This is a genomic window from Microcoleus sp. Pol12A5, assembly GCF_036701435.1.
Lineage (GTDB): Bacteria > Cyanobacteriota > Cyanobacteriia > Cyanobacteriales > Microcoleaceae > Microcoleus.
This window is the reverse complement of record NZ_JAUBQU010000020.1, coordinates 37,517-61,342: the sequence shown is the minus strand read 5'-3', so window position 1 is coordinate 61,342 and position 23,826 is coordinate 37,517. Positions and strand designations below refer to the sequence as shown.

Sequence of the window (23,826 nt, the reverse complement as noted above, 5' to 3'; positions counted from 1 at the left end):
TGTTTTTGAGGGAAACTTCTTAAGTGTTAATATCTTTTATCTTGACAAACTACCGTGAGTGATCGCATGGACAGCCATCAATATCCTACAATCCAAGCCAACATTTTAGTAGTTGATGATAAGCCCGATAATGTGCGGCTTTTATCTACAATCTTGACCGAACAAGGGTATCAGGTTCGTAAAGCGCTGAACGGACAAAGGGCGATCGCTACAGTGCAAGAGTTTCCGCCGACCCTAATTTTGCTGGACGTGATGATGCCAGATATGAATGGATATGAGGTATGTGCAAATTTGAAAGCTTCACCAAAAACCAGTTCCATTCCCGTGATTTTCTTAAGCGCCTTAGATGACGTTGTAGATAAGGTGAAAGCCTTTGATGTGGGAGCAGTTGACTACATTACTAAACCTTTTCACGGTAAAGAAGTATTGGCACGAGTGGCAAATCAGTTAACTATTCAAACTCAACAACAGTTACTTCAACAGCAAACGAAGCAATTCCAAGAACTTGTCGATCGTTTGCAAAATGAAATTAAAGAGCGGCAGGGGGTGGAGCTAGCTTTACGGCTTGCTCAAACAAAGTCGGATCATTTATTGCTGAATATTTTACCAGCAGCGATTGTTGAAAATTTGAAAAAGGGCGAGGGTTCTCCTGCCCAGAGGTTTGATTCAGCAACAGTTCTTTTTGCCGATATTGTCGATTTTACGTCTATTGCTGCTAGAATGTTACCTCTAGAATTGGTAAATGTATTGAACCAAATTTTTTCCAGGTTTGACCAACTAACTGAAAAACACGGTTTGGAAAAAATTAAAACAATTGGAGATGCTTATATGGTAGCGGGGGGGTTGCCGGTGCCGAGGGCAGATCATGCAGAAGCGATCGCGAATATGGCCTTGGATATGCAGGAAGCGATCGCTGATTTTCAAACTGACAGAGGCGAACCATTTCAAATTCGGATTGGCATTCATACAGGGCCAGTAGTTGCTGGCGTAATTGGTACTAAAAAATTTATCTATGACTTGTGGGGAGATACTGTTAATGTTGCTTCTCGGATGGAATGTCAAGGATTACCGGGATATATTCAAGTTACTACGGCTATTTACGAACTGTTAAAAGAGCGGTATTTATTTGAGGAAAGAGGTGCGATTACGATTAAAGGAAAAGGAGAGATGAGCGTCTATTGGCTAAAAGGTAAACCAGATAATCCAGCGGTAGAAACCGATGCTTGTCAAACGAAGTCCACTCCTAGCGAACTAATAGAGTACCCAAATACTCCACTTATTTAAGAAGTTGGACATCTAACCCAGGAGCTATAAATAAACGTCGAGCTAATTCTTAAAAAATGAAAATAATTTGCAGTTTCCAATTTGTATTTTCCCGGACGATTTCAATGCGATCGATAAATTCTCGAAAGTAAAACCTGCGTTCTGATTCTGATAAATCGAGCCAAAATTGCGGCAGGGAAACAGTTTGGGCAGTTTCTCGCAAATTTACTGGGGGTAGTTGAGCCAATTTGCTTTGCAGTTCGGCAATTTCGGTGCGGATTTTGTAGGCTCTAAACTCTGCCGTTTCGGTGTCTAATATGCCGCTTTCAATCAGGGCGGGAAGTTGCTCTATAATTTCTTGTTTCGATGCGATCGCCCTGACAATTCCTGCTTTAATTCCATTCATATTCGGCATTTGCAATCCAGCAACAGCAGCGGGTAAATCCCGACAAATACCGGCGATGGTTAATTGCAATACTTCATCGTAGGAAAGGCCGCTACATTTAGGTTGTTTTGGACAGTTAATCGGTCGCAAATAAAGGTATTCTTTTTCTTGGCGGTAGGAGGTGACTTTGGCAACTGTCATGGGCGATTTGCATTCTGCACAAATTGCTAAACCGGCGAGGGAACGTGGGGCGCTAGCGCTGCGAGGAGAAAGGCAGCGGTTGCGGCGCAGTAACCTGTCTATTTGGGCTGCTTCTTCTCTGGAAATAATCGGGACGTGGGTATTAGAAATTACTTGGCTGCTTTGATATTCCAAATCGCCTCGGTAGGCGGGATTTGTCAGCCAGCGGCGGCCGGTGCTTACAGAGATTTTCTTGTTGTATTTCTTGGCTAAATACCGCACGGAACCTCGCAAGGAACCGTAAATTAAAAAGTGTTCAAAAAAGTCTTTGACGGTGGGGGCGGTGGATTTATCGATCGTATAACAATCTTTGCCGCGCCGGTAGCCGTAGGGAGCCTTACCCGGTGGAATCCGGGATTTGATGCGGTTGCGGGCGTGTCCTTTGCGAATACTCCGGCTGTGTTGGCTGCGCTGGATTTCTGCGAGGATTTGCAGCAAGTTTTTGCGGTTTCGCGGTTCTGTTTCTGCTTGTACGATGATTTCGACGCCGAGGTTTTCGAGTTGGGCGAGGTGCGAACACACTTGCTGTACGGTGTCGCCGAGTTCTTCAAAACGCTGAATTAACAGGTATTTGACTGGTTCTGTTTCGCAGTCTTTTAGGAGTTGTTGCAGTTGTTGTCGCCCTCCTAAGTCTTGATAGGTGCGATCGACTTCTTGACCCCAAATTTCCGGTGCGGGTGCTGTTTCGAGTAGCGGTTCGGTGTAAGAATAAGCGATGATTTTCATCTGTTACTCGCTGAGTTCGATGATGTTGCCGTCGGGATCTTGGGTAAATAATGCCGATCGACCTGACGCGCTCATTTGAAACTGGCAATTGTGAGCGATTAACTGCTGTTTGGCAGCCTCTAAGTTAGCAACAGAAAACGCTAGATGTCGGTTGCGTCCCCATTTAGCATGGTCTACGGCATCTGGGATAATTGTGGCTGCTAAAATTAGGTGGAGCTGGAAGTCTCCGATTTGATACCAGATTCCGGGAAATTTTAAGTCTCGATCGATTTTTTGCAGTCTTAGTACGGTGCTGTAAAAGTGTTGGGATTTTTCTAGGTTGGAGATGAGTAGGGCGCTGTGGAGGGAGTTAGTAATTTGCATTTTTTTGAGTATTTATTTTTTGATTGTAACCGCTGATGGAGGCAAATGAGCGCTGATGATCGAAGATTTTTTGATGTTGGTTTAGTTTTTGATATGATAACATTGTGAGTCGCTCTTAATATATCCATTATCAAGTCTTGTAACAAAAAACTGCCCGCTGGGAGTGTTTTTAACAATGGTTTCTCAAAAAAGTGCGATCGTCTCCAGATCGGGCAAATTCCGTCTCCGCAATGTCTTAGTAGTTCCCTTTGTTCTCCAAATTTTGGCTGCTGTTGGCTGCGTTGGATATCTCTCTTACAGAAACGGAGAGCAGATAGTCAACGATATTGTTAGTCAGTTGCGGCACGAAGTGAGTGCGAGAGTTTACGAACGTGTTCAAACCTATCTGGAAGCTCCGCCATTGGTGAATCAGATCAATCAGGATGCTGTACCTTTGGGGGTGTTGAACTTTGACGATTTGGAGCAAGCACGACCCTATTTTTGGAAACAAGTTCTGCAATTTAATTCGATCGGTCACGCGGGAATTGCCAACGAAAAAGGTCAGTACCTGCGTGTGGGTTGGGTAAATCGGCTGGTTGGACTTGAACAACCTCAGCTTGCCCAGCAACTGGTTTCCGGGGGTGGCGACTTGATATATTACAACCTTGACGATAATGGGAACCCCACAAAAATTGACAAAACTACGCCCAATTATGACGTTCGCACGCGCCCTTTTTACCGAGTTGTTGTTGAGAAAAAACAGGCAGCTTGGAGTGAAGTTTATATTAATTTTGGTTACGGTACGCTGCAAATTAATGCGAGTCTACCCTATTATGATGGCGAAGGGAAACTAATTGGCGTGCTGACTTGCCAGATGGGACTCGATCAAATTCGTCACTTCCTGCAAACCTTAAGGGTGGGTAATTCCGGTCAAGTATTTATCATTGAACCCCAGGGGGAGTTAATAGCCACCTCGCTTAAAGAACAGCCTCTGTCGCTGGGAAAAGGCAAAGATACAAAGCGGATCAAAGCACAGGAAAGCAGCAACCCATTGATGCGTAAAAGTGTGGTTTATCTGCTCGATCGCTTCAAGCGTTTGGAAGACATCCATCAAACTGTTCAACTTGACTTTAAGCTAAACGGTGAGCGGCAATTTATCCAAGTTTCTCCGCTAACTGACAAGTACGGTCTCAATTGGCTGATTGTAGTAGTAGTTCCTGAAGCCGACTTTATGGCGCAAATTTATGCTAACACTCGCCAGACCATCTTGCTGTGTATTGTGGCTCTAATTGTCTCTGTTGGAGTGGGTATTTTCACCGCTAGCTGGATTACTCGCCCCCTGAATCAAATTGCTCGAGCTTCAGAATATCTAGCAGGTGGCGCTCTTAACCAGAACGTTGATTCCAGTCGAATTTGGGAAATTGAAACCTTAAGAAATTCTTTTAACAGCATGGCGAGACAACAGCAAGAATCCTTTGAAACGCTAGAAGATAAAGTCAAAGAACGTACCTCTGAACTCGCCACAGCCACTAAACAAATTGCCACTCTCAACCAGCGCCTGAAAGCGGAAAACCTCCGCATGAGTTCCGAACTCGATATGCTCAAACAAATGCAGCAGTTGATTCTGCCAAAACCTGCTGAACTCGCAGCGATTGAAGATTTAGATATTGCCGGATTTATGGAGCCAGCCTCGGAAGTAGGTGGTGATTACTACGACGTACTTTGTACTAACGGGGTTGTCACGATTTGCATTGGTGATGTCACCGGACACGGATTAGAAAGCGGTATTTTGATGGTGATGACTCAAGCTGCTGTCCGCACTCTTCAGGAAATGCAAGAATCCGATCCGGTGCGTTTTTTAGATACCCTCAACCGCACTATTTATAAAAATGTCCAGCGCATGAACTCCGACAAAAATATGACCCTAGCTTTGCTCCACTACGCCGATAGCACAATTAGTATCAGCGGTCAACATGAGGAAACTCTAGTGGTCCGGAAAGGTGGTCAAATCCAGCGGATAGACACCATAGATTTAGGATTTCCGCTCGCCTTAGATGAGGATATTTCTGATTGGATTAGCCATGTTTTAGTAGACTTAGAGCCGGGGGACGGCGTGGTGCTTTATACTGACGGCATCCCCGAAGCTAGAAACATACACAAAAAATTCTACGGTATCGAAAGACTCTGTGAAGTGGTTTCTCAAAACTGGCATTTGAGCGCCGAACAAATCAAGGAAGCCACCATCGCTGATTTGCGAAAATTTATTGGAGAACAAAAGGTATTTGATGACATTACTTTGCTAGTATTGAAGCAACAGGGCAATATTGTGCATAATTTATGATTGACGGTCGTCAACCCGGTTTCTACCATGGGTCTTGGATTTAGTAATCAAGCATCGAAGCAGAAACAAGATTTCGAGTTCCGCGCCTGTAAGTTATAATAATTTACAGCGAGGAAGTCAAACAACTTGGCGCTTCCAGATTCAGAAGTATAAATTATGAAACCACAAATAAATTTAGCATTATCTAAATCTCCAGAAGAACTCCATAACCAGCTCCAGGAGTTGAGCGAAAAACTTGAGGAAGTAGAGGATGAAAAAAACAGCTATGAAACCTTAGTAGAAATTGTCACGCAACACTCCACGGATCTGGAAAACCAGATCCGTCATAAAAACCGAGAGATGCAGACTTACATCGAACAGGTAAAAAAGGTTATAGATGCAGCTATTGCTGTAAAAAACAATAGTTTTCAACCCGATATATTGTCAGATGTGGCAGCGCGCAGTGATGCACTGGGAGAACTGGCACAGGTATTCTCGCATATGGTGCAAACGGTGAAAGCGCGGGAACAAGAATTAGAGAAACTTTTGCAGGCTTACGGACGTTTTGTTCCCGATGAATTTCTCCAATTTCTCGGCAAGCAGAGCATGGTTGATTTCCAGCTTGGAGATCACGTGAGCAAAGAGATGGCAATTATGTTTTCCGATATGCGTTCGTTCACCACGATGGCGGAGCAAATGACTCCTCAAGAAAACTTTGACTTCATCAATAACTATTTACAGCAAATTAGTCCCGAAATTCGCAAGCACAACGGTTTTATTGTCAAGTATATTGGAGATGGAGTCATGGCAGTTTTTCCTGATGGCGTGGATGATGCTATTCAGGCAGGAATTGTGAAATTGGAGCAGTTGCACAAATACAATCAAAGCCGTAAAATAAATGGGGATATACCGCTGAAGATTGGCATTGGTATCCATGTGGGTGATACGATGGTTGGGATTATTGGAGACGCGAATCGGATGCAAGCAGATGCGCTCTCAGATCATGTCAATCTCACCGCTCGTCTGGAAGGTTTGACTAAGTATTATGGCGTATCTTTATTAATTTCTGGAGATGTGGTACAACGTTTGAGTCAACCTGAAAAGTATCATATCCGTTTTTTGGATCGGGCTATTGTCAAAGGTAGACAAGAAGCCATTACAGTTTGTGAGGTGTTAGATGTTGAAGTAGAACCAGTGCGATCGCTCAAAATTCAAACCTTGCCTATATTTGAGGAGGGACTCCAAGAATATTGTCAGGGAAATTTTGCTAAGGCCATAGTTTTTTTTGAACAGATTGTAGCGCTAAATCCAGATGACAAGCCCAGTCAACTTTACATAAAACGCCTCCAATCGCTGTTAAGAAATAGTATTCCTGCTAACTGGAATGGCGTGTGGAAATTCACCAAAAAGTGATATGAATACATCAATTGGAGCGAAAAAAATCATGACATCTGGAAGCTTAAAAACAATGACACAAATCTTTGGTGAATTCATTGAAGAATTTCCTCCTGAACACGACTCCCTAGAACTTACATTTACTCCCAGTTCTCGCCCGATCAAACAGCGCTGGCGCAACAACAGGCTTTCAGCTCATTTTGTAGCCGATTATTTGTCTAGCTTTCTACCGGTGGATGAGGAGGATGCTAGCAGCGAGAAACGGATCAAACAAAGCAAGGGAGCTGTCAGCTACGTCGCCAACGAACTCTTAGAAAATGCGATAAAATTTAATAAGGATGATATCAATTACAAAGTCAAATTTGGCATACACTTTATTGGGGAAACAGAGGTAATAGCGGTAATTTTTGCCAGTAATAGTGTCAATCCAGAAGGGGCGAATAAGTTGAAGGAGTTTATTGAAGAAATTATGGATTCCGATCCAAATGAACTTTATTTGCAGCAGCTTGAAAAAAATGCGGAATCCGAAAGCGATACTTCGGGATTGGGCTTGCTGACGATGATTAATGACTATTCAGCTAAGATAGGTTGGAAATTCGAGCCCCGGCCAGATAGTGATACCATCATTGTTACGACTGTGGTTCAAATTAGGGTCTAGTTCCTAGCCTTTCAATATTTACTCTCTTGTGCGATCGCAATATTTTAGTCAGGAAACAAAATCACAATGGGCATTCATGAAATTAAAGGTGAAGATTACACCATTCAGTACGATCCAGAATCAGTCACTGTCACTTTCCAAGGCGAACTCAGCCTGAGCGGTCCAGCAGAGTATGCACCAATAGCCGAATTGTTAGATGAGGTCGCTAATGGCGAACCGCCTACTATTACCTTGAGCCTAAAACAATTGGAATTTGTTAACAGTTCTGGTATCAGTATGCTGTCTAAATTTGTGATTAGCGTCAGGAAAAAGAAAACGATTCAACTTGTGGTATTGGGTTCAAATGATATTCCTTGGCAACAGAAATCTCTTAGAAATTTAGAAAAGCTGTTGCCAACTTTGAAGCTCGAATTAGAGTAGGATATGTGTAAATTTTAATTACAGTTAACACAGGCGGGACGCCCGTGCCACACACGGTTAACACAGGCGGGACGCCCGTGCCACACACAGTTAACATAAATCAATTTGGATTTAGTAAATTGCTTAAGTTTGCTGTATCGGGAGTTCAATGATAAACTCGGTTCCCTTGGAGGGTTCCGACTCGCACCGGAGCGATCCTCGGTGATTTTCTACTAAGATTTTGTAGACAATAGACAATCCTAAACCGGTACCTTTACCAATTTCCTTGGTGGTGAAAAACTGCTCGAACATTCGCTCTTTTATCTGTGGTGCCATTCCGGTTCCCGTGTCAGCAATCCGCACTCTCACGCGATCGGGCCCAGCTAATTCTGTGGCGATCAAAATTTTTAGCGCAGCATAGGGCTGATTTTGTGATATCTCGTCCAAAGCATCGATCGCGTTGGTAATTAGATTCATAAATACTTGATTTAGCTGTCCTGAATAACATTCTACAGGAGGCAATTTTCCATAATTTTTAATTACTTGAATGTCGCGACGGTCTATTTGAGAATTTAGACGGTTTCGCAAAATTAACACGGTGCTGTCAATGCTGTCGTGCAAATCGCACAGGGTCATGTTACTGTTATCGGTTCGCGAAAAGTTGCCCATAGATTTGACAATTTCGCGAATGCGATTGGAACCCATTTGCATGGAAGAGATAACTTTAGGCAAGTCTTCAACGAGAAAATCAAGATCTATCTCTTCGATTTTAGCTGTGATTTCGGGACAGGGATTGGGATAGCATTCTTGATAGAGACACAGCAGGTGCAGCAAATCTTGAGTATAAATTGCGGCATGGCTCAAGTTGCCGTAAATAAAACTAACTGGGTTATTAATTTCGTGGACGATACTAGCCATTAGCGCCCCCAGCGAAGACATTTTTTCGCTGTGGAGGAGTTGAGCTTGAGTTTGTTTTAGTTCGCATAGTGCGCGATCGAGCTGGGCTGCTTGAGCTTCCGCTTTCGAGGTAGCAGCACAACTTTCTTGATAAAGTTGAACCTGTTTAAGGTCGATTTCAAATTGTTCGATTTCGCTTTCTTGCTGGTATTGACTCACCACGGCATCGAAAGCTTCTAGCAAGTCGCCGCCCGCTGCTTCGACAATATACAGCAGGTGGGGGTTTTCCAGCATGAGTTCGGCATCGGGAACTTGGACCAATGCTTTTATTCGATCGATATATGCGCGCACTTGTTTGTCTAAATACAGTGGCGGCTCAAAATACATTGCCTTGAGGGCGGCTGAAGGGGGACTCACTAAGTTGACGCTGCTGCCAATATTAATTAAGTCGCGGTGCGATTTTTCCATAAGCTCGATCGCCTCTAACAAATTTCCCCGCAGTTGGGCTTTTTCTAGGTCATCCTGAGAACAAACTAACCTCATGCAAAAAAAAGCCGTTCGTTGCGAAAGCATTCGCTGACGGCCGCTGATATTAATTACCGCAGCACTAATTTTTCTGGCTGTCGTAATTTCTTCCAGATTAAAATAGTTCCTCATTGCCGCCATTGGTAATATCCCCGACTCAACTAAATGTCTGTAGCTCGTGCTGACACAAGATTTAAGAGTCATAAGAAAAAAGTGTACAAGACACTAAACAATATATTCTGTATTTCTTACTAAAGTAGTATACTAAAACACAATTATCTTGAATTGGTAGCTTATCACAACTTTTAGGATTCGGCTTCTTGCACAGTTTTTCTTAATTATTCAAAATTTTACAAATCAACTTCGCCATAATTTGAGCTTCAGTTTGTGGCAACCCGTGAGTAGAATTGGGAACAATTGCTAACTCGGCCCCGGTATCTCGTTAGCGTAGGTTTCACCGTGGCATAGAGGAATTGTTTTGTCACTATCTGCGGCGATTACTAAGGTACGAATTTGAAATTTGTAATTTTTTTTCTACTGTATCAACTGCATCTCCCGGCCGCATCCAGCTCATAAAAAATGACCTTGCTACTGGTTGAAACATTAACTCCTTGCGCCACCATGAAATTTACTGCAATTTCTAACTTTTTCCCGCTAAACTAGCAAAAGGTTTTGCCAACTGCAAGACCCAATCCACGGCTGGGCTTTCCCACAACAGCGGCCGCAAAGCATCGTATTGACCGCAAAAACTATCGTCCCGAATTCCCGCTGGCGCTGCTAACACTAAACTGCTAACAGAATTAGGATATTGGAGGGAATATGCAGATGCTACCCAACCGCCAAAAGAATGTCCGATGATGCAGCATGGTTCGATATGTAGTTGTTCTACAACTTGCCGGACAAAATCAACTTCTACAGCTACGTCATAGCCGATTTCTGGTTGGCTGGATTCTGGAAAACCTAACATATCTAAACTGATGCACCGAAACTGAGATTGCAATAACTCAATTAATGGCAGCCAGCAAGTCTTTTCTCCAAAGAAACCGTGCAGCATCAATAAGGGTCGGCCGCACCGGATGTCGAGGTAGGCTGCTGTTTGGGTGGTGCTATTGACAAATGTACTTAAATGTGATTTTGTCTTAGAAATGCTTGAGACTGCATGGGGATCGACTCCTGAGAGGTAAGAAATCTTTGTAAACCATTGTAACAAAACAGCAGTCCAAAGGTTAAACTTCATTACGGAGTACACAATTAGAAATAGACCGTGATACTCTCTATGATTATTAGAAAATACTGCAAACTCAAAGCAGGAGAACACTTTGAACTCTACTTTAAAACAGTACCCGGCTTGCTCTCTTCGCGAAGATGTCAGTGAGTACGTAGCACACCTACAGCTTCACATGACGTTACAAGCTCGCAACTTGCTCCCTACCATTACCACCGCTAAGGACAGTCGCGAACAACTGTTGCAGCAGACTCAGGCTCATTTTGAGAAACGAGTTTCTCGACAAACTCTTTAAACAAATTTTACGATCGCCCGCGATCGAACTTTCCCAAATTTCAGCATCCCAGAAACCCGGCATCTTCAAAAATGCCGGGTTTCTTTTCGGCTAATTATGCAGGGGGCCCGGTTTTGGGTAATATGCGTTGGGTGTGCTTGAATTTTATTTTTATGCGAATTTCGATTATTGCATTTTTGACTTTGGCGGCGCTGGCTGGCGGTGAATTGGCAGCGCGGGCGATCGATCCGAGTGCCGCACCGACTGAGGCGGAGTTTAGAGAGGGAACCGCAGAGGCGCAGAGGGCGCAGAGAGAGGAGGATGAGGTCATTGGTGACAACTTAACGTCAAACCGACCATCTCTGTTGTTTGTAGCGAAGTCTAGATCCCCCCTAACTGCCCTTAATAAGGGGGGGACAAGAAATATGCTCAAAGTCCCCTTTATTAAGGGGGATTTAGGGGGATCTAGACTTGATGACAAGCGACATTTGTTATCGGTTCCAGTCTTAAATAGTAACCAATCGGATGAGGTGAACCCAACTGTGCGGGATTTGCCGGCATCCGATGAGCTCGCAGCTTCTCCAGAAGTACGCGCGGCGCAGCTATCCCCTAGGGAATCGCCCTCTCTCAAGTCCAGCCACAATAAAGATTTTACATCTCTGTTAAAAACTCCAGCGACGATCGCGGCCAACGCCGAAATCCCCGAAGCAGTAAACAGCAACGCCAGACAGCTAGGCGGTGCTCTACAAATCAGTCAAGCGGGCAATGCTGAAGGCGTTTACGTTGCAGAGGTGAAAATTCGCTTTGTCAATTCCCGAGGCGAAGCTGTTGATAAAAAAGGGAATCCGGTTGAGGGCAGAATTTCGGAAGATTTTATCCGAGGTGAGCTCAAACTCAAGGCGGGGGATAACTACAGCCGGGAAGTTGTACGATCGGATTTACAGCAATTGCAGCAATTGGGATTGTTTGACAAGGTTACGGTTTCGATTGAAGAAGTTGGCACGGATGTTAATGTAATCTACAACGTTCAAGAGCGCTCGGCTCGCTCTTTTAGCGTGAGTGCCAGTCTTAGTGATGATGTTGGCGTTGCTGTTCCTCTTTCCTATACCGATCGAACTTTCGGCACCAACCCGCAGCGGCTAGCGGTGGAACTTGAACCCAGCCTCCGAGGTATCCAGTACGATGTCGAGTTTGTCAGCCCTTACGTTGTCGCCGAAGACCGTTTGGGATACAGTGTGAGAGCTTTTGGCGATCGCAGAATATCGGAAATTTTCAACAAAGATATTGATTTGACCAACGGGAACCGAGTTCGGGAAATTCGGATGGGGGGAAATCTCAGGTTTACCAGACCTTTGGGCGATTGGCAATCGACTTTGGGACTGAATTATACAAATATCAGCACGCGCGATCGCAACTTAAATATCGCCCGCCGCGACGAACTCGGCAATCCTCTCTCATTCAGCGGCAGCGGCGTTGACGAGTTATACACTGTTTCTTTTGGTGCGGTGCTCGATCGGCGGGACAATCCCTTCAGCCCAATCCGAGGCTCGATTCTCAGCCTCAGCACCGAGCAGTCAATACCTCTGGGACGAGGAAACATTGTGAGTAACAGGCTGTTAGCGAATTATATACAGTATGTGCCAGTAAGTTTGTTGGGCATCAGCGAGTCCGAAGCCTTGCCCGAAATGCTGGCTTTTAACTTGCAAGCGGGGACGGTAATCGGGGATTTGCCACCAACGGAAGCTTTTCGCCTCGGCGGTCGCAATTCTGTGCGGGGTTACGATGGCGGGGATATTGGCAGCGGCCGGAGTTATTTTTTGGCTTCCGGTGAATATCGGTTTCCTGTGGGTCAGGATGTGGGCGGCGTAATATTTGTTGATTTTGCGTCGGATTTGGGAACGGGAGATAGCGTACTCGGAAAACCGGCGGTAGTCAGGGACAAACCGGGGACGGGGGCAGGTGTTGGCGTGGGTGTGAGGGTGCGATCGCGCTTTGGATTAATTCGCTTAGATGTGGGTGTTAGCGACTCTGGCGACCTCAAATTTATACTCGGTACAAAACAACGATTTTAACAGTAGTACAACAGATCGGTTAAACCGCAATCTTAAACAGATTCTGCGCGACTCAATTGCCGCCAAAGCCGTTGGCAGGGTATCATCAAACCTACCGGCCTCGGCTGGCGGGGTGTCGGTAATTGCTGCTAAGGATTGGGCGAGTTGTCGATCGAAATTGAGTGAAATACAGCACCTCGGTAAGGACACAACAATGTTGTATCCCTACTGTGTTGTAGGCAATTGACAATTGCTATATTTATTTAGGCTCGTAAATGCTTAACGCTTTGGTTTCTTCAGATCAACAGTTTTCGGCTTAGCCGGCGGAGTGCGCGGATAAAACTTAAACTTATTGAGCGCAGCACTTGCCGATTTAGCCACACCGCTATCTATATCTCGCAAAGCTTTTTGTAGCAGCGGAATCACTTTTTCCGACTTAATCATTGCTAGTGCTTCCACAGCAGCTTCACGCACCTCCGGGTGAAGATCTTGAGCTAACTTTCCCAAGGTTTCTATTGCTCGCTGACCTTCGGCTCTCAGAGCATTAGCAGCAGCCATTTTACCTAAAGCAGATGCTGCAAACTTGCGGGTTTCTTTGTCCTGACTTTGAACACATCCCATCAACTGCGGTAGGGAATAGCTTGGTGCTTGTCTGGTAATTGGAAGCTGTTGTTCGACTTCTGGTTGATGTAAATCAATTGGTTGTGGTTCCGAAAAATCTGTGTAATTTAACTCTTCTTCAACTTCTGTTTGATTTAACTCACTTGACTGTTCCTGCCAAACTTCTTGTTGTGGTAAATTTTCTCGAAATTCTGTTGAATTTAACTGACTGAATTCCTCCTCCGGGACTTCTTGTGGTTGTACATTACTCTCGTACTGATCTTGCAAAGACCTGATAGTAGCTTGCATCTGAGCTTCGTGCTCTCTCAACTGCTCGTGAGCCGCTTGCAACTGACTCTCGTATTGCTCTTGCAAAGCCTCCATATTTAACTGCATCTCAACCTCGCGGTTCTCATATTCCTCGGCAATTTGCCTCAAGCGAATTTCGTGTTCATTTTGCAAGCTTTGCAAATGTTGCTCCATCTGAGCTTGATAATTTAGATGCAATTCGTCAGCAACTCTGAGTAAATGATGTTCGTGTTCTGCTTGCAAAGATTGGATATTTTGCTGCATCCTAGCATTGTTAGCGGCTTCTAATTCCTCGCTGATTTGTCGCCGCAGCTCGTGTTCATCTACGCTGGTAAGTGGTTGGAGCTGACTGTCGCGTTCTGCCAAAACTTGTTGGAGCTGACTGTCGCGTTCTGCCCGAACTTGTTGGAGCTGATTTTCGTATTGAGCCGCAACTTGTTGGAGCTGATTTTCGTATTGCGTAGTAACTTGTCTGAGTAAATTTTCGTGTTCGACAGTCGCTTTTCTAAGCTGATTTTCCCGTTCTCCTTGCTGAGATTCGACAGCTTGTTGCACCCGAGACATCTGAGCTAATTCTATTTCCTCACTAATTCTGCGAGTTTGCTGCAAGTATTCTTGCTTTTGTTTCTTTAAGCGCTTTTCCACTAACCAGTAAGCAACTGCTACCCCTGCCAAAAAACCTACGATCGCTCCTATGATAGCCACAACTGAGATCCTCCCGACAAAATAGTGATCCTGGACTTTTTACATTTAACCATAGAGCCTCCTGTAACCGCCCAGTAGCAACAGCCAGGCTGTCACTGCCAGCCAGTGAACTGCCACCGCAGGCCAGATAGAACCGCTTTGCAGGTATGCGATAGAGCACGCAACTCCCAAAATTGCCGCCAGCAGCAAAAATACTGGATTCATAAAGGTCGATCGACCAACCGGATAAAAAGTCAGCGCGTTCAGCGGGTGGTAAACTACAAAAGTCGCCAAACTGGCGCATCCCCAAAACCACAGCATTAAGCCAGAAGCCTTCTCGAACGGGTGTGGCAGCATTAACACCCGGAACAATAATTCCTCGGTGATGCCCGGACTTAACAAACAGCCAATGAGCACTCCCACAATTGTACGCCGAGAGGTTTGCACGTCTACTTTTAGAAATCCCGACCAAAAACCGACGGAAAGAGCGATCGAAGTGTAAACCAGCGCGAGCATAGCTGCAACCAGCCAATCAGTGAAATCGGGAATAGTTGAAAAAGCCAGGGTAACGCGGCGTATCAAAAATCCCGGCAGCGCTTGAAGCGGAGCTATCCCGAAGGGAATCGCACTAAAATTTAACATAATCAAACTGATCCTTAAAATTTTCAAACAGATGTTAGTAGTAAGTTGAGCCGTTTATTATGCAAAACCAATCATTGCCGCCCGTCAGAGTCCGCGTTTTTGTTTCCGGATTAGTTCAAGGAGTAGGATACCGATATTCAACGAGGAATCAAGCAAAGTATTTCGGCCTGGGCGGCTGGGTAAGAAATCTCCCCGATGGGCGCGTCGAGGCTGTCTTTGAAGGATCCAAACAAGCTGTGGAAGGAATGATTAGTTGGTGCCGCCGCGGCCCCACCGGTGCTACGGTTAGTGAGTTGGTTTTGGAATACGAAGACCCGGAGGGCGAGCGCACTTTTGAGATCCGCCGATAAAACAATAAAGGAAATAAACTGCGGTTGAAACCGCTACTATACAAACGAAGTCTGCCTAGTCTGCGGCAGGCTTCGCCCAAGCAGACTAAAGAATAAATCCGATAAAAAGCGCGAACTTGGTATTGCCAATTTATCAATGATGAGCAAGTTGACTTAAATTAGCAAACAACTGAGCAACTTTGGTCAAATCTTTATCTCCCGGCGCTATTTCTACGCCGCTAGAAAGGTCAACACCGCTGAAGTTATTGCCGATCGCCCTATCAATTGCATTTAAAATATTATCGGGTGTTAAACCGCCCGCCAACAGCCAAGGACACTGCGGTCTAAACTCTGATAACATCATCCAGTCGATCGTTTTACCAGTACCGCCCAATTGCTGTGGATGGTAAGCATCCAGCAGTAAAGTATCGACACGAACAGCATAAATAGCCGCCGTCTCTAGAGTTTCAGGAGTCTTAATTCTCAGGGCTTTGATAATTTCAATTCCCGGCAAAAACTCCCGCAGTCGATCGCAATATTCCGCTGTTTCATCTCCGTGTAACTGCACCCCGCTTAAATTTGACTCTGCCGCTACTTGACAGATATTTTCTATTGTGGTGTTGGCAAAAACGCCGATGCGATCGACATTTTCCGGCAACTGCTCGACAATCAGGCGAATTGTTTCTGGGCGGACATAGCGGGGAGAAGCCGGCACACAGATAAACCCTAAAGCCTGGGCTCCCAAACGGGCGATCGCAATTCCTTGGTCTAATTTAGTGATTCCGCAAATTTTAACCCGCACTCTTCCTCCTCGGTTCCGCAGTTGTATCAAAATATCAACGAATTGTTAACTATTAAAACAAATCTTAGTTTAATGCAAACTGCTTTTTATAATCTTGGAAATCAATTTATCTGTGAAATCAGGAGATAAGAACATGATCACCTCATCTTTGCTGTTAGCCGTACAATCTACCGCTCCCTCAACACCCGAGTGGTCGCCACTGGTAGGACTGACAATGATTTTATGTAATTTGCTGGCGATCACGATCGGCTACTACGGCATCTCCAAGCAAAACCGAGGCAAGGGCCCAGCTTTACCCGTTGCACTCCCTGGAATGTTCAAAGGCTTCGGCGTACCAGAATTGCTGGCAACAGCCAGCTTCGGCCACTTGCTCGGAGCCGGAGTAATCTTGGGCTTGGGTAACGCTGGAGTTCTGTAATAAATCAGGGAAAGGCAAAGGCAAGGGGTAGAAAAGATATAATAGAAACTCTTTCTTGCTCTCCTTTCCCAGGAAACTTCATGCAGACAGGTTGGCGAATCGGCTCTTTATTTGGCATCCCCCTACTTATAGATTATTCGTGGTTTATAATTTTAGCCTTAGCAACCCGCGAATACGCCAGCAGTTACCGCGTGTGGGGGCCTGCGCTCTCCTGGAGTGCGGGGTTAGCAATAGCTCTGCTGCTGTTTGCTTCCGTGCTGTTGCACGAACTAGGACACAGCTTGGCGGCGATATCGCAAGGCATTAAAGTTAATTCTATTACCTTATTCTTATTTGGCGGGGTAGCTTCGATCGACTCGGAATCAAAAACTCCCGGTCAAGCTTTTCAAGTAGCCATTGCCGGCCCTCTAGTCAGCTTTGCGCTGTTTTTAATCCTCGGTTTGGGTTCTCAAGTTCTTCCCCCGAGAAGTTTGCTAGCAATTGTTACCGAAAGGGTAGCACTAATCAATCTCGTTTTGGGATTATTTAACTTAATTCCCGGTCTGCCTTTGGATGGAGGACAAGTTTTAAAAGCAGCAATTTGGAAAATCACCGGCTCTCGATTTACCGGCGTTCGCTGGGCGGCAAAAACAGGACAAGTTGTAGGTTGGCTGGCTGTTGCTTTGGGTCTGAGTTTATGCTTTTTAGCGCGCGAGTACGGCGGCTTGTGGATTGCGCTGATCGGCTGGTTTGGCATTCGCAATGCCACTGCTTATAGCCAAGTTACTTCGCTGCAAGAAGCCCTGCTCAAAATTAAAGCCAGCGATGCGATGAGTCGCGAGTTTCGAGTTGTAGATGCAGATTTGACTCTGCGAGAATTTGCCGATCGATATTTGTTAGAAGTCAATCCGTTTCCATTTTACATTGCTGGGACCAACGGCCGGGATTTGGGCTTAGTGTCGATCGACGATATCCGCTTCACAGAACGCAGTCAATGGCAAGTTCAGACTTTGCACAACATTTTGAAACCCCTGGGAAAAACCCCCACAGTTTCCGAAAAAGCATCCATCGCAGAAGTAATTAACAGCATGGAAGCGCGTCAACTCCCCCGAATCATCGTCCTCTCGCCGATTGGTTCAGTAGCGGGGACGATCGATCGGGGCGACGTGGTTAAAGTTTTGGCAAAATACCTCAAACCCCAGATTTCAATGGCCGACATCCAGCGCAGCAAAGAAGAAAACAGCTATCCGCAGGGATTGCAGTTAAGTGCGATCGCCAAAACCGCACAGGAAAATTAAAAATTTGGCAATTTAAGATGGGGTGCATTTTTTCAAGGAGAGTTGAAAAAATAATTATCAATATGCCCAAATTTTTTCATCAATTTCATCGTCAGTTGAAGGATAGAGGCTGGAGTTGGAAAAACTTAACTCATTCCTTCCCCTTCCCTGACTTGCAACCTCTTACTATTATCTGCATTACCGTGACAGGAGCTCTATTAGGAGTGCGGCATTTAGGCTGGTTGCAGCCACTGGAATTAAATGCTTTTGACGTGATGGTGCAGTTGCGTCCTGATGCGGGCCCTGACCCTAGGTTGCTGGTAGTAACAATCACCGATCGGGACATTAATATTATTGAAAAGTGGCCAATTTCCGATCGCACTTTAGCAAAAGCGATCGCAGAAATAGCTCGTCTTGAACCCACAGCTATTGGCATAGATATAATTCGCCCCACTCCCTACGAACCGGGAAATGCAGAATTAGCAACTCAACTGAAAAACCCCAAAGTATTTCCCATTACCTTCATCGGCAACTCAGAGTCCGATCGAGCTCCGCCACCTCCCAATATACAAAAAGAACGGATAGGATTTAACGATTTAGTCCTAGATCCAGATGGTAGAGTGCGTCGAAATTTGATGTTTGCTGGCGATGGTAAAACCACACATACTTCATTGTCAATGCGGCTAGCTTTTGCATATTTGGATAGCAAAAAAATAGATTCTAAATTGACAGAAAAACAAGAAATTCAGGCGAATAAAACAGTATTTTCAAAATTGCAATCGGACTCAGGAGGTTATCAAAACATTAATGCCCAAGGGTATCAAGTCTTACTCAACTACCGATCTGCTGAAAATATAGCAAAGATCGTGACACTAACTCAAGTTTTGGAGCAAAAAGTTGATCCTAAATTGGTGAAGGGTAAAATAGTGCTAATAGGCGTTACAGCCCGAACTGTCAAAGATTTATTCTCCAGCCCTTACAGCGCTACTGCCAGCGGAAACCGCCTGATGCCTGGGGTATTAATTCACGCCACTGCCACCAGCCAAATTCTCAGTGCAGCTTTAGACGGCAAAGGGCTATTTTGGTATTGGGACGAATGGCAAGAAATTCTCTGGATCGCAGTTTGGAGTGCAGTGGGCGGCTGTTTAGCTTGGCGGCTAGAAAAATCCCTGAATTTGATGGGAAGTGCGATCGCAGGTTGCGGTTCATTATTCGGATTCACCTTTTTCCTCTTCATGCAACAGGGGTGGATACCTCTCATGGCCCCTACCCTGGCACTTTTAATCACCGCAGCAGTTGCAGTTACCTATAAGTACGAGCAGTCGAGGCAACAGGAAGGGATTGTGATGAAATTATTAGGACAACAAACTTCACCCGCGATCGCAAATGCCCTGTGGAAAGAGCGCGTCCATCTGCTCGAATCAGGGTTATTGCCAGGGCAAAAAGTTACTGCAACGATCGTCCTCACCGACTTGCAGGGTTTTAGTACAATCTGCGAAAAACTACCGCCAGAAGTAGTAATGAGTTGGTTAAATGAGTATTTATCAGCCATGGCCCAAGAAGTCCAAGAACATCAAGGCGTGATTAACAAATTTACCGGAGATGGAATGCTGGCAGTATTTGGCGTACCCATTCCCCGCACAACTCCCGAAGGAATAGCAGAAGATGCTCGCTGCGCCGTATCTTGCGCTCTAGCCATCAGTTCCCGCTTGCCACAAATGAATCAAAATTGGCTCGATCGGGGTTTGCCGTCGGCAAAAATGCGAGTAGGTATCTTTACAGGGCCTGTGATGGTGGGTAGTCTAGGAGGCTCAACCCGTTTAGAATATGGAGTGATCGGCGACAGCGTAAATATTGCCTCTCGGCTCGAAAGCTGCGAAAAGGATCGGCAAGAGGACACTTGCCGGATATTGATTGCAGAAGAAACCTTTCTGCATCTGGCCGACAAATTTGAAGTAGAATCTTGGGGAGCTTTACCACTAAAAGGCAGGGAACAAAAAGTTAATGTCTACCGCGTCTTGGGAGAAGCAAGATCGGGAAAGTAAAAAGAGACAAAATAACTTTAAAAATTCAGGGAACTACTATGAAAAAAATGACTAATTTTTGGCTAAATTTGCTCGCATTTGGTTCCATATTATTAATAGGAGCATTTAACGCTTGCCAATTTGCAGGTCTGGGACAGCCGATACCCAGGGAGCCGGGCAAGCCAGGCACTGAATCGGGAGGACCGCGCTTCGGTCCGCCGATTCCAAGCACAGATGGCAAGCCCTCCACTGAATCGGGAGGACCGCGCTTCATTCAGCCCCGTGAAGATATCGACGATCGCCCCCCCACTCAACCGAGACGGCCTATACGCGGTGGCTGCGCGAGCATTAGTCAGCTAGGTCTCACAGCCTTAGTGCCTAAAAATAAGATCGGACGGACTGTTTCCGACTATCCAACTTTCTTTTTCTACTTGCCTCAAACAGAGGCAAAATTAGCCGAATTTACCCTAAACGATGAAAGCGGCAACCAGATTTATAAACAGGATGTCACAATTACAAATTTATCAGGGGTGATCGGCGTTAGTATCCCCCCTAACCAAAATGTGCCCCCCTTGGAAGTAGGCAAAAGTTACACTTGGAATTTTACAGTGAATTGCGATTTTGAAGACCGATCGAGCGATCAGATCGAAAGCGGTACTGTACGGCGAGTTGAAATCAGTGCAGATATCCGCCGTCAATTAGATCGGGCAGATCCGCGCCAGAAAACCGTTATTTATGCTGAAAATGGGATTTGGCAAGATGCCCTCAGCACCTTAGCTGCCGCTCGCCAAGCCAATCCTAACGATGCAGAATTAGCTGCTGATTGGGAAAGCTTGCTAGAGTCAGTGACATTGGTCAAAATTGCCAAAGAGCCGATCGTTCCAACTCAGCCACAGCCATAAGCGGTACTGCATTTAAATTTAACTTTTTTGGCGTCGGAGGAACGACCCACAAGAGTTGTAATAAAAATAAGTGTACAAATTTTTAAATGCTCTCAGTAACAGCCAAGATGGCCGTTCCACAAGAAATAATTTTTCTTGTAGAATCGCCCTCTTGGCTGTTCCGAAAAGGCGGTATACCCCACAATAATTCTCCCAGAAATATGTGGAACGGCCATCTTGGCTGTTCCGAAAAGGTGGCAGGAAAGCCCGTCGCCAAATATGCAGATTAAATGTCAAACAGCTTATTACTTGTTAATTTCAAAATATCATCCCATTCCCGATCCGAAAGTGGCTGCACCTCCAACTCAATCCCAAAACACCGACAAGCCGCCGCACTCAAAACATCAATTACAGTTGCAATCAAATCATCCCCCCCTTCAGATAGAGGTAATTGCACAGGAATTAATTCCTCCCTAAAAACTTGAGAAAATAATTTAACATCCGGCTGCAAACGCATCGAACCGTGCTGCAAAATAGCATCACCCCGTCGCAATTGCGCGCTACCAATTAACTTGCAGCCATCAAGTGTAACTAAATCCGCACCTGTGGCAGTACCAAAACAATTCGGATTGTGAATATAACCCCTTCCAGCTTCCCCGTACTGCAAATCCAAACCCATCGCCCTCCAACCCTCAATCAAAAACTCGCAAATAGTCTGATAAGCTTTCATACGACTGCTGGCAAATCCCGACGCCACAACTGCATAAGTTAAATCCCCTTGATGCAGCACGGCGCGCCCGCCGCTTGGCCTCCTCACCAACTCCACAGGCATTCCCTGCCAAGACAAATGCTGCCAAAACTCCGGCCACCTGCGCTGGTGGTAGCCCAAGGAAATCGCCACCGGTTGCCAAGTGTAAAATCGCAGAGTTGGCGGATGTTTGCCCGCTAGATGCTGTTCCAGCAGCCATTGGTCGATCGCCATCTGCACGCTACCAGACGCCGACAACAGTGGAATTAAACGCCATACAGAATTAGCCATCAGTCCCCAGTCCTGAGTTTGCACTCAATAATTCGCAGAATGTTTTAAAATTAGTAACAGTTTTTTGGGCCTGTCTTCTAAGTTGGTGCAAGTTTCACGCCCGCCGGTGCTTTAGAAATAAATAGAAAAAATAATCGCAGAACCATGAGCAACAGTGTAATTGTCATTAACGACGAAAAATTTGAAACAGAAGTCCTGAAAGCAGAGCAACCAGTGCTTGCCTATTTTTGGGCTAGTTGGTGCGGGCCTTGCAAACTGATCGCGCCTTCGGTAGACTGGGTGGCGGCCAACTACAGCGATCGCCTGAAAGTCGTTAAAATGGAAATTGACCCCAATCCTAATACTGTCAAGCAGTATAAAGTAGAAGGAGTCCCAGCTCTCAGGCTGTTTAAAAATGCCGAAGTAGTGCTTTCTCACGAGGGCGCTATTACTAAACAAACTTTGGTCGGTTTGCTCGACGCTCACTTATAAAGTTTGAATATGATTCGGGAGTTTCCAACTCCCAACTTACAATTATAACAATCGCAATTTTTTTTAAAATCTCTCTTTTCTCCTCAATGTTCATCTCTGACTCTGCGCCCTTTGCTGTCAGTAAAAACTTTTACAAAGCCAATAAAAATGAAACATAAAAATAAATAATTTACGCAATATAAAAAGCTTCATTAAAATTTCCCAAAATTACAGAAAATATGCAATTTGCTAAACGTTTAGAGCCACTGCAATTTAATGTATTTGCCGATATGGATCGGGCAAAAGCTCAAGCTAGAGCAGCGGGGCAAAATGTGATTGACTTGTCTCTGGGTTCTTCGGATTTGCCGGCGGCTGCTCACATTACAGATGCGATCGCACATTCTCTGTCAGACACCAGCACCCACGGCTATTTGCTATTTAACGGCACAAGAGATTTTCGCGAAGCAGCAGCTATTTGGTACGAGCAAAAATTTGGGATTGCAGTCAATCCAGAAACAGAAGTGCTGCCGTTAATTGGTTCCCAAGAAGGCACGGCGCATATGCCTTTAGCTGTACTCAACCCGGGAGATTTTGCTTTGCTGCTCGATCCGGGCTATCCTTCCCACGCGGGGGGTGTGCATTTAGCCGGAGGTCAAATTTATCCGATGCCGCTATTAGCAGAAAATGCGTTTTTGCCGATAGTTGAAGATATTCCTACAGCAGTGCTGGCTCAGTCGAAGATGATGGTTTTGAGCTATCCTCACAATCCTACAACTGCGATCGCCCCAGTTGCTTTTTTTGAGAAAGCTGTGGCTTTTTGTCGAGAACATCAACTTGTTTTAGTTCACGATTTCCCTTATGTGGATTTGGTGTTTGACGATCGCAATTCTCTCATAGAGGCAGAGTCTGGTAACGAGGAAGAATATCGAAAATTGATGGCGCCGTCAATCTTTCAGGCCGATCGAGATAAGAGTGTGGCGATCGAGTTTTTTACACTATCCAAATCCTACAGTATGGGAGGTTTTCGAGTCGGATATGCGATCGGCAATTCCGAACTAATTGCAGCGCTGCGCCAGGTAAAAGCCGCAGTGGACTTCAACCAATACCGAGGGATTTTGAACGGAGCGATCGCAGCATTAAGCGGCCCTCAAGATACCGTCAGAAGCAGCGTAGAAACCTTCAGAAAACGGCGGGATGCCTTTGTAAACGCGCTACAGGGCATCGGCTGGCAAGTACCCGTACCCCCCGCCACCATGTACGTCTGGGCGAAACTGCCGGAACCTTGGGCCCAAGATTCCGTAAAATTTTGCACTCAGCTAGTACAGAGTACAGGAGTCGCAGCTTCCCCCGGTGCCGGTTTCGGGAAATCAGGAGAAGGCTACGTGCGATTTGCCTTAGTCGAGTCGCCAGCAATTTTGGAAACAGCAGTTAGAAAAATTGCTGAGTTTCTAAATTGAGCGATGCAATCTGTGTCAACTTAACCTCAAACACCCTTGTGATACTTAAGCGCACCAGAATCGAGCTTTGAGGCAGGGGTTAAAACCCCTGCCGCGCTGGGGGTTTTGAGATTTTTGGACATAGGATGAAGGACACGGCGCCTAAGTGCTTACCCGTAGCTCAAAATGGATGCAATTGCTAAAATAGTGTGATTTCTACCTAAAGGAATAGATATTTGCACGCAGTATCTGTCAC

General features: G+C 45.4%; 23 protein-coding genes. 15 read left to right on the top strand and 8 right to left on the bottom strand.

Annotated elements, in window-relative coordinates; all coding sequences use genetic code 11:
• Positions 1-66 precede the first annotated feature (66 nt).
• Positions 67-1,284, top strand: a complete 1,218-nt coding sequence (locus QUA45_RS08145; protein WP_333099488.1) for an adenylate/guanylate cyclase domain-containing protein — start codon at positions 67-69, stop codon at positions 1,282-1,284.
• Between the two features lie 49 nt (positions 1,285-1,333).
• Here the strand turns inward: QUA45_RS08145 and QUA45_RS08140 are convergent, their stop codons facing one another.
• Positions 1,334-2,614, bottom strand: coding sequence for a recombinase family protein (locus QUA45_RS08140; RefSeq protein ID WP_333099461.1), 1,281 nt, complete (start codon positions 2,612-2,614; stop codon positions 1,334-1,336).
• Between the two features lie 3 nt (positions 2,615-2,617).
• Positions 2,618-2,977 carry a VOC family protein gene (locus QUA45_RS08135; RefSeq protein ID WP_333099463.1) on the bottom strand — a complete coding sequence of 120 codons (360 nt, stop codon included), beginning with the start codon at positions 2,975-2,977 and terminating at the stop codon, positions 2,618-2,620.
• A 175-nt stretch (positions 2,978-3,152) separates the two neighbouring features.
• Between QUA45_RS08135 and QUA45_RS08130 the strand changes: the two genes are divergently transcribed.
• The 4 genes from QUA45_RS08130 (at position 3,153) to QUA45_RS08115 (ending at position 7,749) form a co-directional block, all read left to right on the top strand.
• Positions 3,153-5,297 carry a SpoIIE family protein phosphatase gene (locus QUA45_RS08130; protein WP_333220201.1) on the top strand — a complete coding sequence of 715 codons (2,145 nt, stop codon included), beginning with the start codon at positions 3,153-3,155 and terminating at the stop codon, positions 5,295-5,297.
• A gap of 156 nt (positions 5,298-5,453) precedes the next feature.
• Positions 5,454-6,689, top strand: a complete 1,236-nt coding sequence (locus QUA45_RS08125) for an adenylate/guanylate cyclase domain-containing protein (protein WP_333099465.1) — start codon at positions 5,454-5,456, stop codon at positions 6,687-6,689.
• Between the two features lie 31 nt (positions 6,690-6,720).
• Entirely contained in the window at positions 6,721-7,329 is a 609-nt protein-coding gene (locus QUA45_RS08120) for a DUF6272 family protein (RefSeq protein ID WP_333220213.1), read from the top strand.
• 66 nt (positions 7,330-7,395) lie between these two features.
• Complete coding sequence (locus QUA45_RS08115) at positions 7,396-7,749, top strand: slr1659 superfamily regulator (protein ID WP_333099467.1); 354 nt, start codon at positions 7,396-7,398, stop codon at positions 7,747-7,749.
• 123 nt (positions 7,750-7,872) lie between these two features.
• Here QUA45_RS08115 and QUA45_RS08110 read toward each other — a convergent pair whose 3' ends face one another.
• Complete coding sequence (locus tag QUA45_RS08110; protein ID WP_333099468.1) at positions 7,873-9,354, bottom strand: ATP-binding protein; 1,482 nt, start codon at positions 9,352-9,354, stop codon at positions 7,873-7,875.
• 436 nt (positions 9,355-9,790) lie between these two features.
• Positions 9,791-10,387 (bottom strand): alpha/beta hydrolase, encoded by a 597-nt coding sequence (locus QUA45_RS08105; RefSeq protein WP_333099469.1) that lies wholly within the window; start codon positions 10,385-10,387, stop codon positions 9,791-9,793.
• An 82-nt stretch (positions 10,388-10,469) separates the two neighbouring features.
• Between QUA45_RS08105 and QUA45_RS08100 the strand changes: the two genes are divergently transcribed.
• Together QUA45_RS08100 and QUA45_RS08095 are read left to right on the top strand one after the other, a co-directional pair.
• Positions 10,470-10,670: a hypothetical protein gene (locus QUA45_RS08100; protein ID WP_242720238.1), complete on the top strand. Its 201-nt coding sequence runs from the start codon at positions 10,470-10,472 to the stop codon at positions 10,668-10,670.
• Between the two features lie 152 nt (positions 10,671-10,822).
• Positions 10,823-12,721, top strand: coding sequence for a BamA/TamA family outer membrane protein (locus QUA45_RS08095; RefSeq protein WP_333220199.1), 1,899 nt, complete (start codon positions 10,823-10,825; stop codon positions 12,719-12,721).
• A 258-nt stretch (positions 12,722-12,979) separates the two neighbouring features.
• Here the strand turns inward: QUA45_RS08095 and QUA45_RS08090 are convergent, their stop codons facing one another.
• Both QUA45_RS08090 and QUA45_RS08085 read right to left on the bottom strand, forming a co-directional pair.
• On the bottom strand, positions 12,980-14,314 hold the full coding sequence (locus tag QUA45_RS08090) for a HEAT repeat domain-containing protein (RefSeq protein ID WP_333220197.1): 1,335 nt from the start codon (positions 14,312-14,314) through the stop codon (positions 12,980-12,982).
• A gap of 45 nt (positions 14,315-14,359) precedes the next feature.
• Positions 14,360-14,935: a CPBP family glutamic-type intramembrane protease gene (locus QUA45_RS08085; RefSeq protein ID WP_333220195.1), complete on the bottom strand. Its 576-nt coding sequence runs from the start codon at positions 14,933-14,935 to the stop codon at positions 14,360-14,362.
• Positions 14,936-14,994: 59 nt separating this feature from the next.
• On the opposite strand from QUA45_RS08085, the gene QUA45_RS08080 reads away from it, so the two are divergent.
• Positions 14,995-15,285 carry an acylphosphatase gene (locus QUA45_RS08080; protein ID WP_333059409.1) on the top strand — a complete coding sequence of 97 codons (291 nt, stop codon included), beginning with the start codon at positions 14,995-14,997 and terminating at the stop codon, positions 15,283-15,285.
• Between the two features lie 133 nt (positions 15,286-15,418).
• Here QUA45_RS08080 and QUA45_RS08075 read toward each other — a convergent pair whose 3' ends face one another.
• Complete coding sequence (locus QUA45_RS08075; protein WP_333099475.1) at positions 15,419-16,066, bottom strand: phosphoribosylanthranilate isomerase; 648 nt, start codon at positions 16,064-16,066, stop codon at positions 15,419-15,421.
• Between the two features lie 133 nt (positions 16,067-16,199).
• Between QUA45_RS08075 and psaK the strand changes: the two genes are divergently transcribed.
• The 5 genes from psaK (at position 16,200) to QUA45_RS08050 (ending at position 20,935) form a co-directional block, all read left to right on the top strand.
• Positions 16,200-16,484 (top strand): photosystem I reaction center subunit PsaK, encoded by a 285-nt coding sequence (psaK, locus tag QUA45_RS08070; protein ID WP_333040629.1) that lies wholly within the window; start codon positions 16,200-16,202, stop codon positions 16,482-16,484.
• Between the two features lie 80 nt (positions 16,485-16,564).
• The gene (locus QUA45_RS08065) at positions 16,565-17,761 is read left to right on the top strand and encodes a site-2 protease family protein (RefSeq protein ID WP_333099476.1); all 1,197 of its coding nucleotides are present in this window, start codon (positions 16,565-16,567) and stop codon (positions 17,759-17,761) included.
• 62 nt (positions 17,762-17,823) lie between these two features.
• The gene (locus tag QUA45_RS08060) at positions 17,824-19,785 is read left to right on the top strand and encodes an adenylate/guanylate cyclase domain-containing protein (RefSeq protein ID WP_333099477.1); all 1,962 of its coding nucleotides are present in this window, start codon (positions 17,824-17,826) and stop codon (positions 19,783-19,785) included.
• Between the two features lie 38 nt (positions 19,786-19,823).
• Positions 19,824-20,666 (top strand): DUF928 domain-containing protein, encoded by an 843-nt coding sequence (locus tag QUA45_RS08055; RefSeq protein WP_333099478.1) that lies wholly within the window; start codon positions 19,824-19,826, stop codon positions 20,664-20,666.
• An 86-nt stretch (positions 20,667-20,752) separates the two neighbouring features.
• Complete coding sequence (locus QUA45_RS08050) at positions 20,753-20,935, top strand: hypothetical protein (RefSeq protein ID WP_333220193.1); 183 nt, start codon at positions 20,753-20,755, stop codon at positions 20,933-20,935.
• Here the strand turns inward: QUA45_RS08050 and QUA45_RS08045 are convergent.
• The gene (locus tag QUA45_RS08045) at positions 20,932-21,684 is read right to left on the bottom strand and encodes a biotin/lipoate A/B protein ligase family protein (RefSeq protein ID WP_333220191.1); all 753 of its coding nucleotides are present in this window, start codon (positions 21,682-21,684) and stop codon (positions 20,932-20,934) included. The two genes, QUA45_RS08050 and QUA45_RS08045, sit on opposite strands and share 4 nt — an antisense overlap.
• 144 nt (positions 21,685-21,828) lie before the next feature.
• Between QUA45_RS08045 and QUA45_RS08040 the strand changes: the two genes are divergently transcribed.
• Positions 21,829-22,155, top strand: a complete 327-nt coding sequence (locus tag QUA45_RS08040) for a thioredoxin family protein (RefSeq protein ID WP_015177073.1) — start codon at positions 21,829-21,831, stop codon at positions 22,153-22,155.
• Between the two features lie 218 nt (positions 22,156-22,373).
• Entirely contained in the window at positions 22,374-23,591 is a 1,218-nt protein-coding gene (locus QUA45_RS08035; RefSeq protein ID WP_333220189.1) for an LL-diaminopimelate aminotransferase, read from the top strand.
• The last annotated feature ends 235 nt before the right edge of the window (positions 23,592-23,826 follow it).

Bases quoted from the DNA above. Each gene is read 5' to 3' on its own strand.
- QUA45_RS08145 (WP_333099488.1), top strand. From the start codon at position 67: ATGGACAGCCATCAATATCCTACAATCCAAGCCAACATTTTAGTAGTT.
- QUA45_RS08140 (WP_333099461.1), bottom strand. From the start codon at position 2,614: ATGAAAATCATCGCTTATTCTTACACCGAACCGCTACTCGAAACAGCA.
- QUA45_RS08135 (WP_333099463.1), bottom strand. From the start codon at position 2,977: ATGCAAATTACTAACTCCCTCCACAGCGCCCTACTCATCTCCAACCTA.
- QUA45_RS08130 (WP_333220201.1), top strand. From the start codon at position 3,153: ATGGTTTCTCAAAAAAGTGCGATCGTCTCCAGATCGGGCAAATTCCGT.
- QUA45_RS08125 (WP_333099465.1), top strand. From the start codon at position 5,454: ATGAAACCACAAATAAATTTAGCATTATCTAAATCTCCAGAAGAACTC.
- QUA45_RS08120 (WP_333220213.1), top strand. From the start codon at position 6,721: ATGACATCTGGAAGCTTAAAAACAATGACACAAATCTTTGGTGAATTC.
- QUA45_RS08115 (WP_333099467.1), top strand. From the start codon at position 7,396: ATGGGCATTCATGAAATTAAAGGTGAAGATTACACCATTCAGTACGAT.
- QUA45_RS08110 (WP_333099468.1), bottom strand. From the start codon at position 9,354: ATGACTCTTAAATCTTGTGTCAGCACGAGCTACAGACATTTAGTTGAG.
- QUA45_RS08105 (WP_333099469.1), bottom strand. From the start codon at position 10,387: ATGAAGTTTAACCTTTGGACTGCTGTTTTGTTACAATGGTTTACAAAG.
- QUA45_RS08095 (WP_333220199.1), top strand. From the start codon at position 10,823: ATGCGAATTTCGATTATTGCATTTTTGACTTTGGCGGCGCTGGCTGGC.
- QUA45_RS08085 (WP_333220195.1), bottom strand. From the start codon at position 14,935: ATGTTAAATTTTAGTGCGATTCCCTTCGGGATAGCTCCGCTTCAAGCG.
- QUA45_RS08080 (WP_333059409.1), top strand. From the start codon at position 14,995: ATGCAAAACCAATCATTGCCGCCCGTCAGAGTCCGCGTTTTTGTTTCC.
- psaK (WP_333040629.1), top strand. From the start codon at position 16,200: ATGATCACCTCATCTTTGCTGTTAGCCGTACAATCTACCGCTCCCTCA.
- QUA45_RS08065 (WP_333099476.1), top strand. From the start codon at position 16,565: ATGCAGACAGGTTGGCGAATCGGCTCTTTATTTGGCATCCCCCTACTT.
- QUA45_RS08060 (WP_333099477.1), top strand. From the start codon at position 17,824: ATGCCCAAATTTTTTCATCAATTTCATCGTCAGTTGAAGGATAGAGGC.
- QUA45_RS08055 (WP_333099478.1), top strand. From the start codon at position 19,824: ATGAAAAAAATGACTAATTTTTGGCTAAATTTGCTCGCATTTGGTTCC.
- QUA45_RS08050 (WP_333220193.1), top strand. From the start codon at position 20,753: ATGCTCTCAGTAACAGCCAAGATGGCCGTTCCACAAGAAATAATTTTT.
- QUA45_RS08045 (WP_333220191.1), bottom strand. From the start codon at position 21,684: ATGGCTAATTCTGTATGGCGTTTAATTCCACTGTTGTCGGCGTCTGGT.
- QUA45_RS08040 (WP_015177073.1), top strand. From the start codon at position 21,829: ATGAGCAACAGTGTAATTGTCATTAACGACGAAAAATTTGAAACAGAA.
- QUA45_RS08035 (WP_333220189.1), top strand. From the start codon at position 22,374: ATGCAATTTGCTAAACGTTTAGAGCCACTGCAATTTAATGTATTTGCC.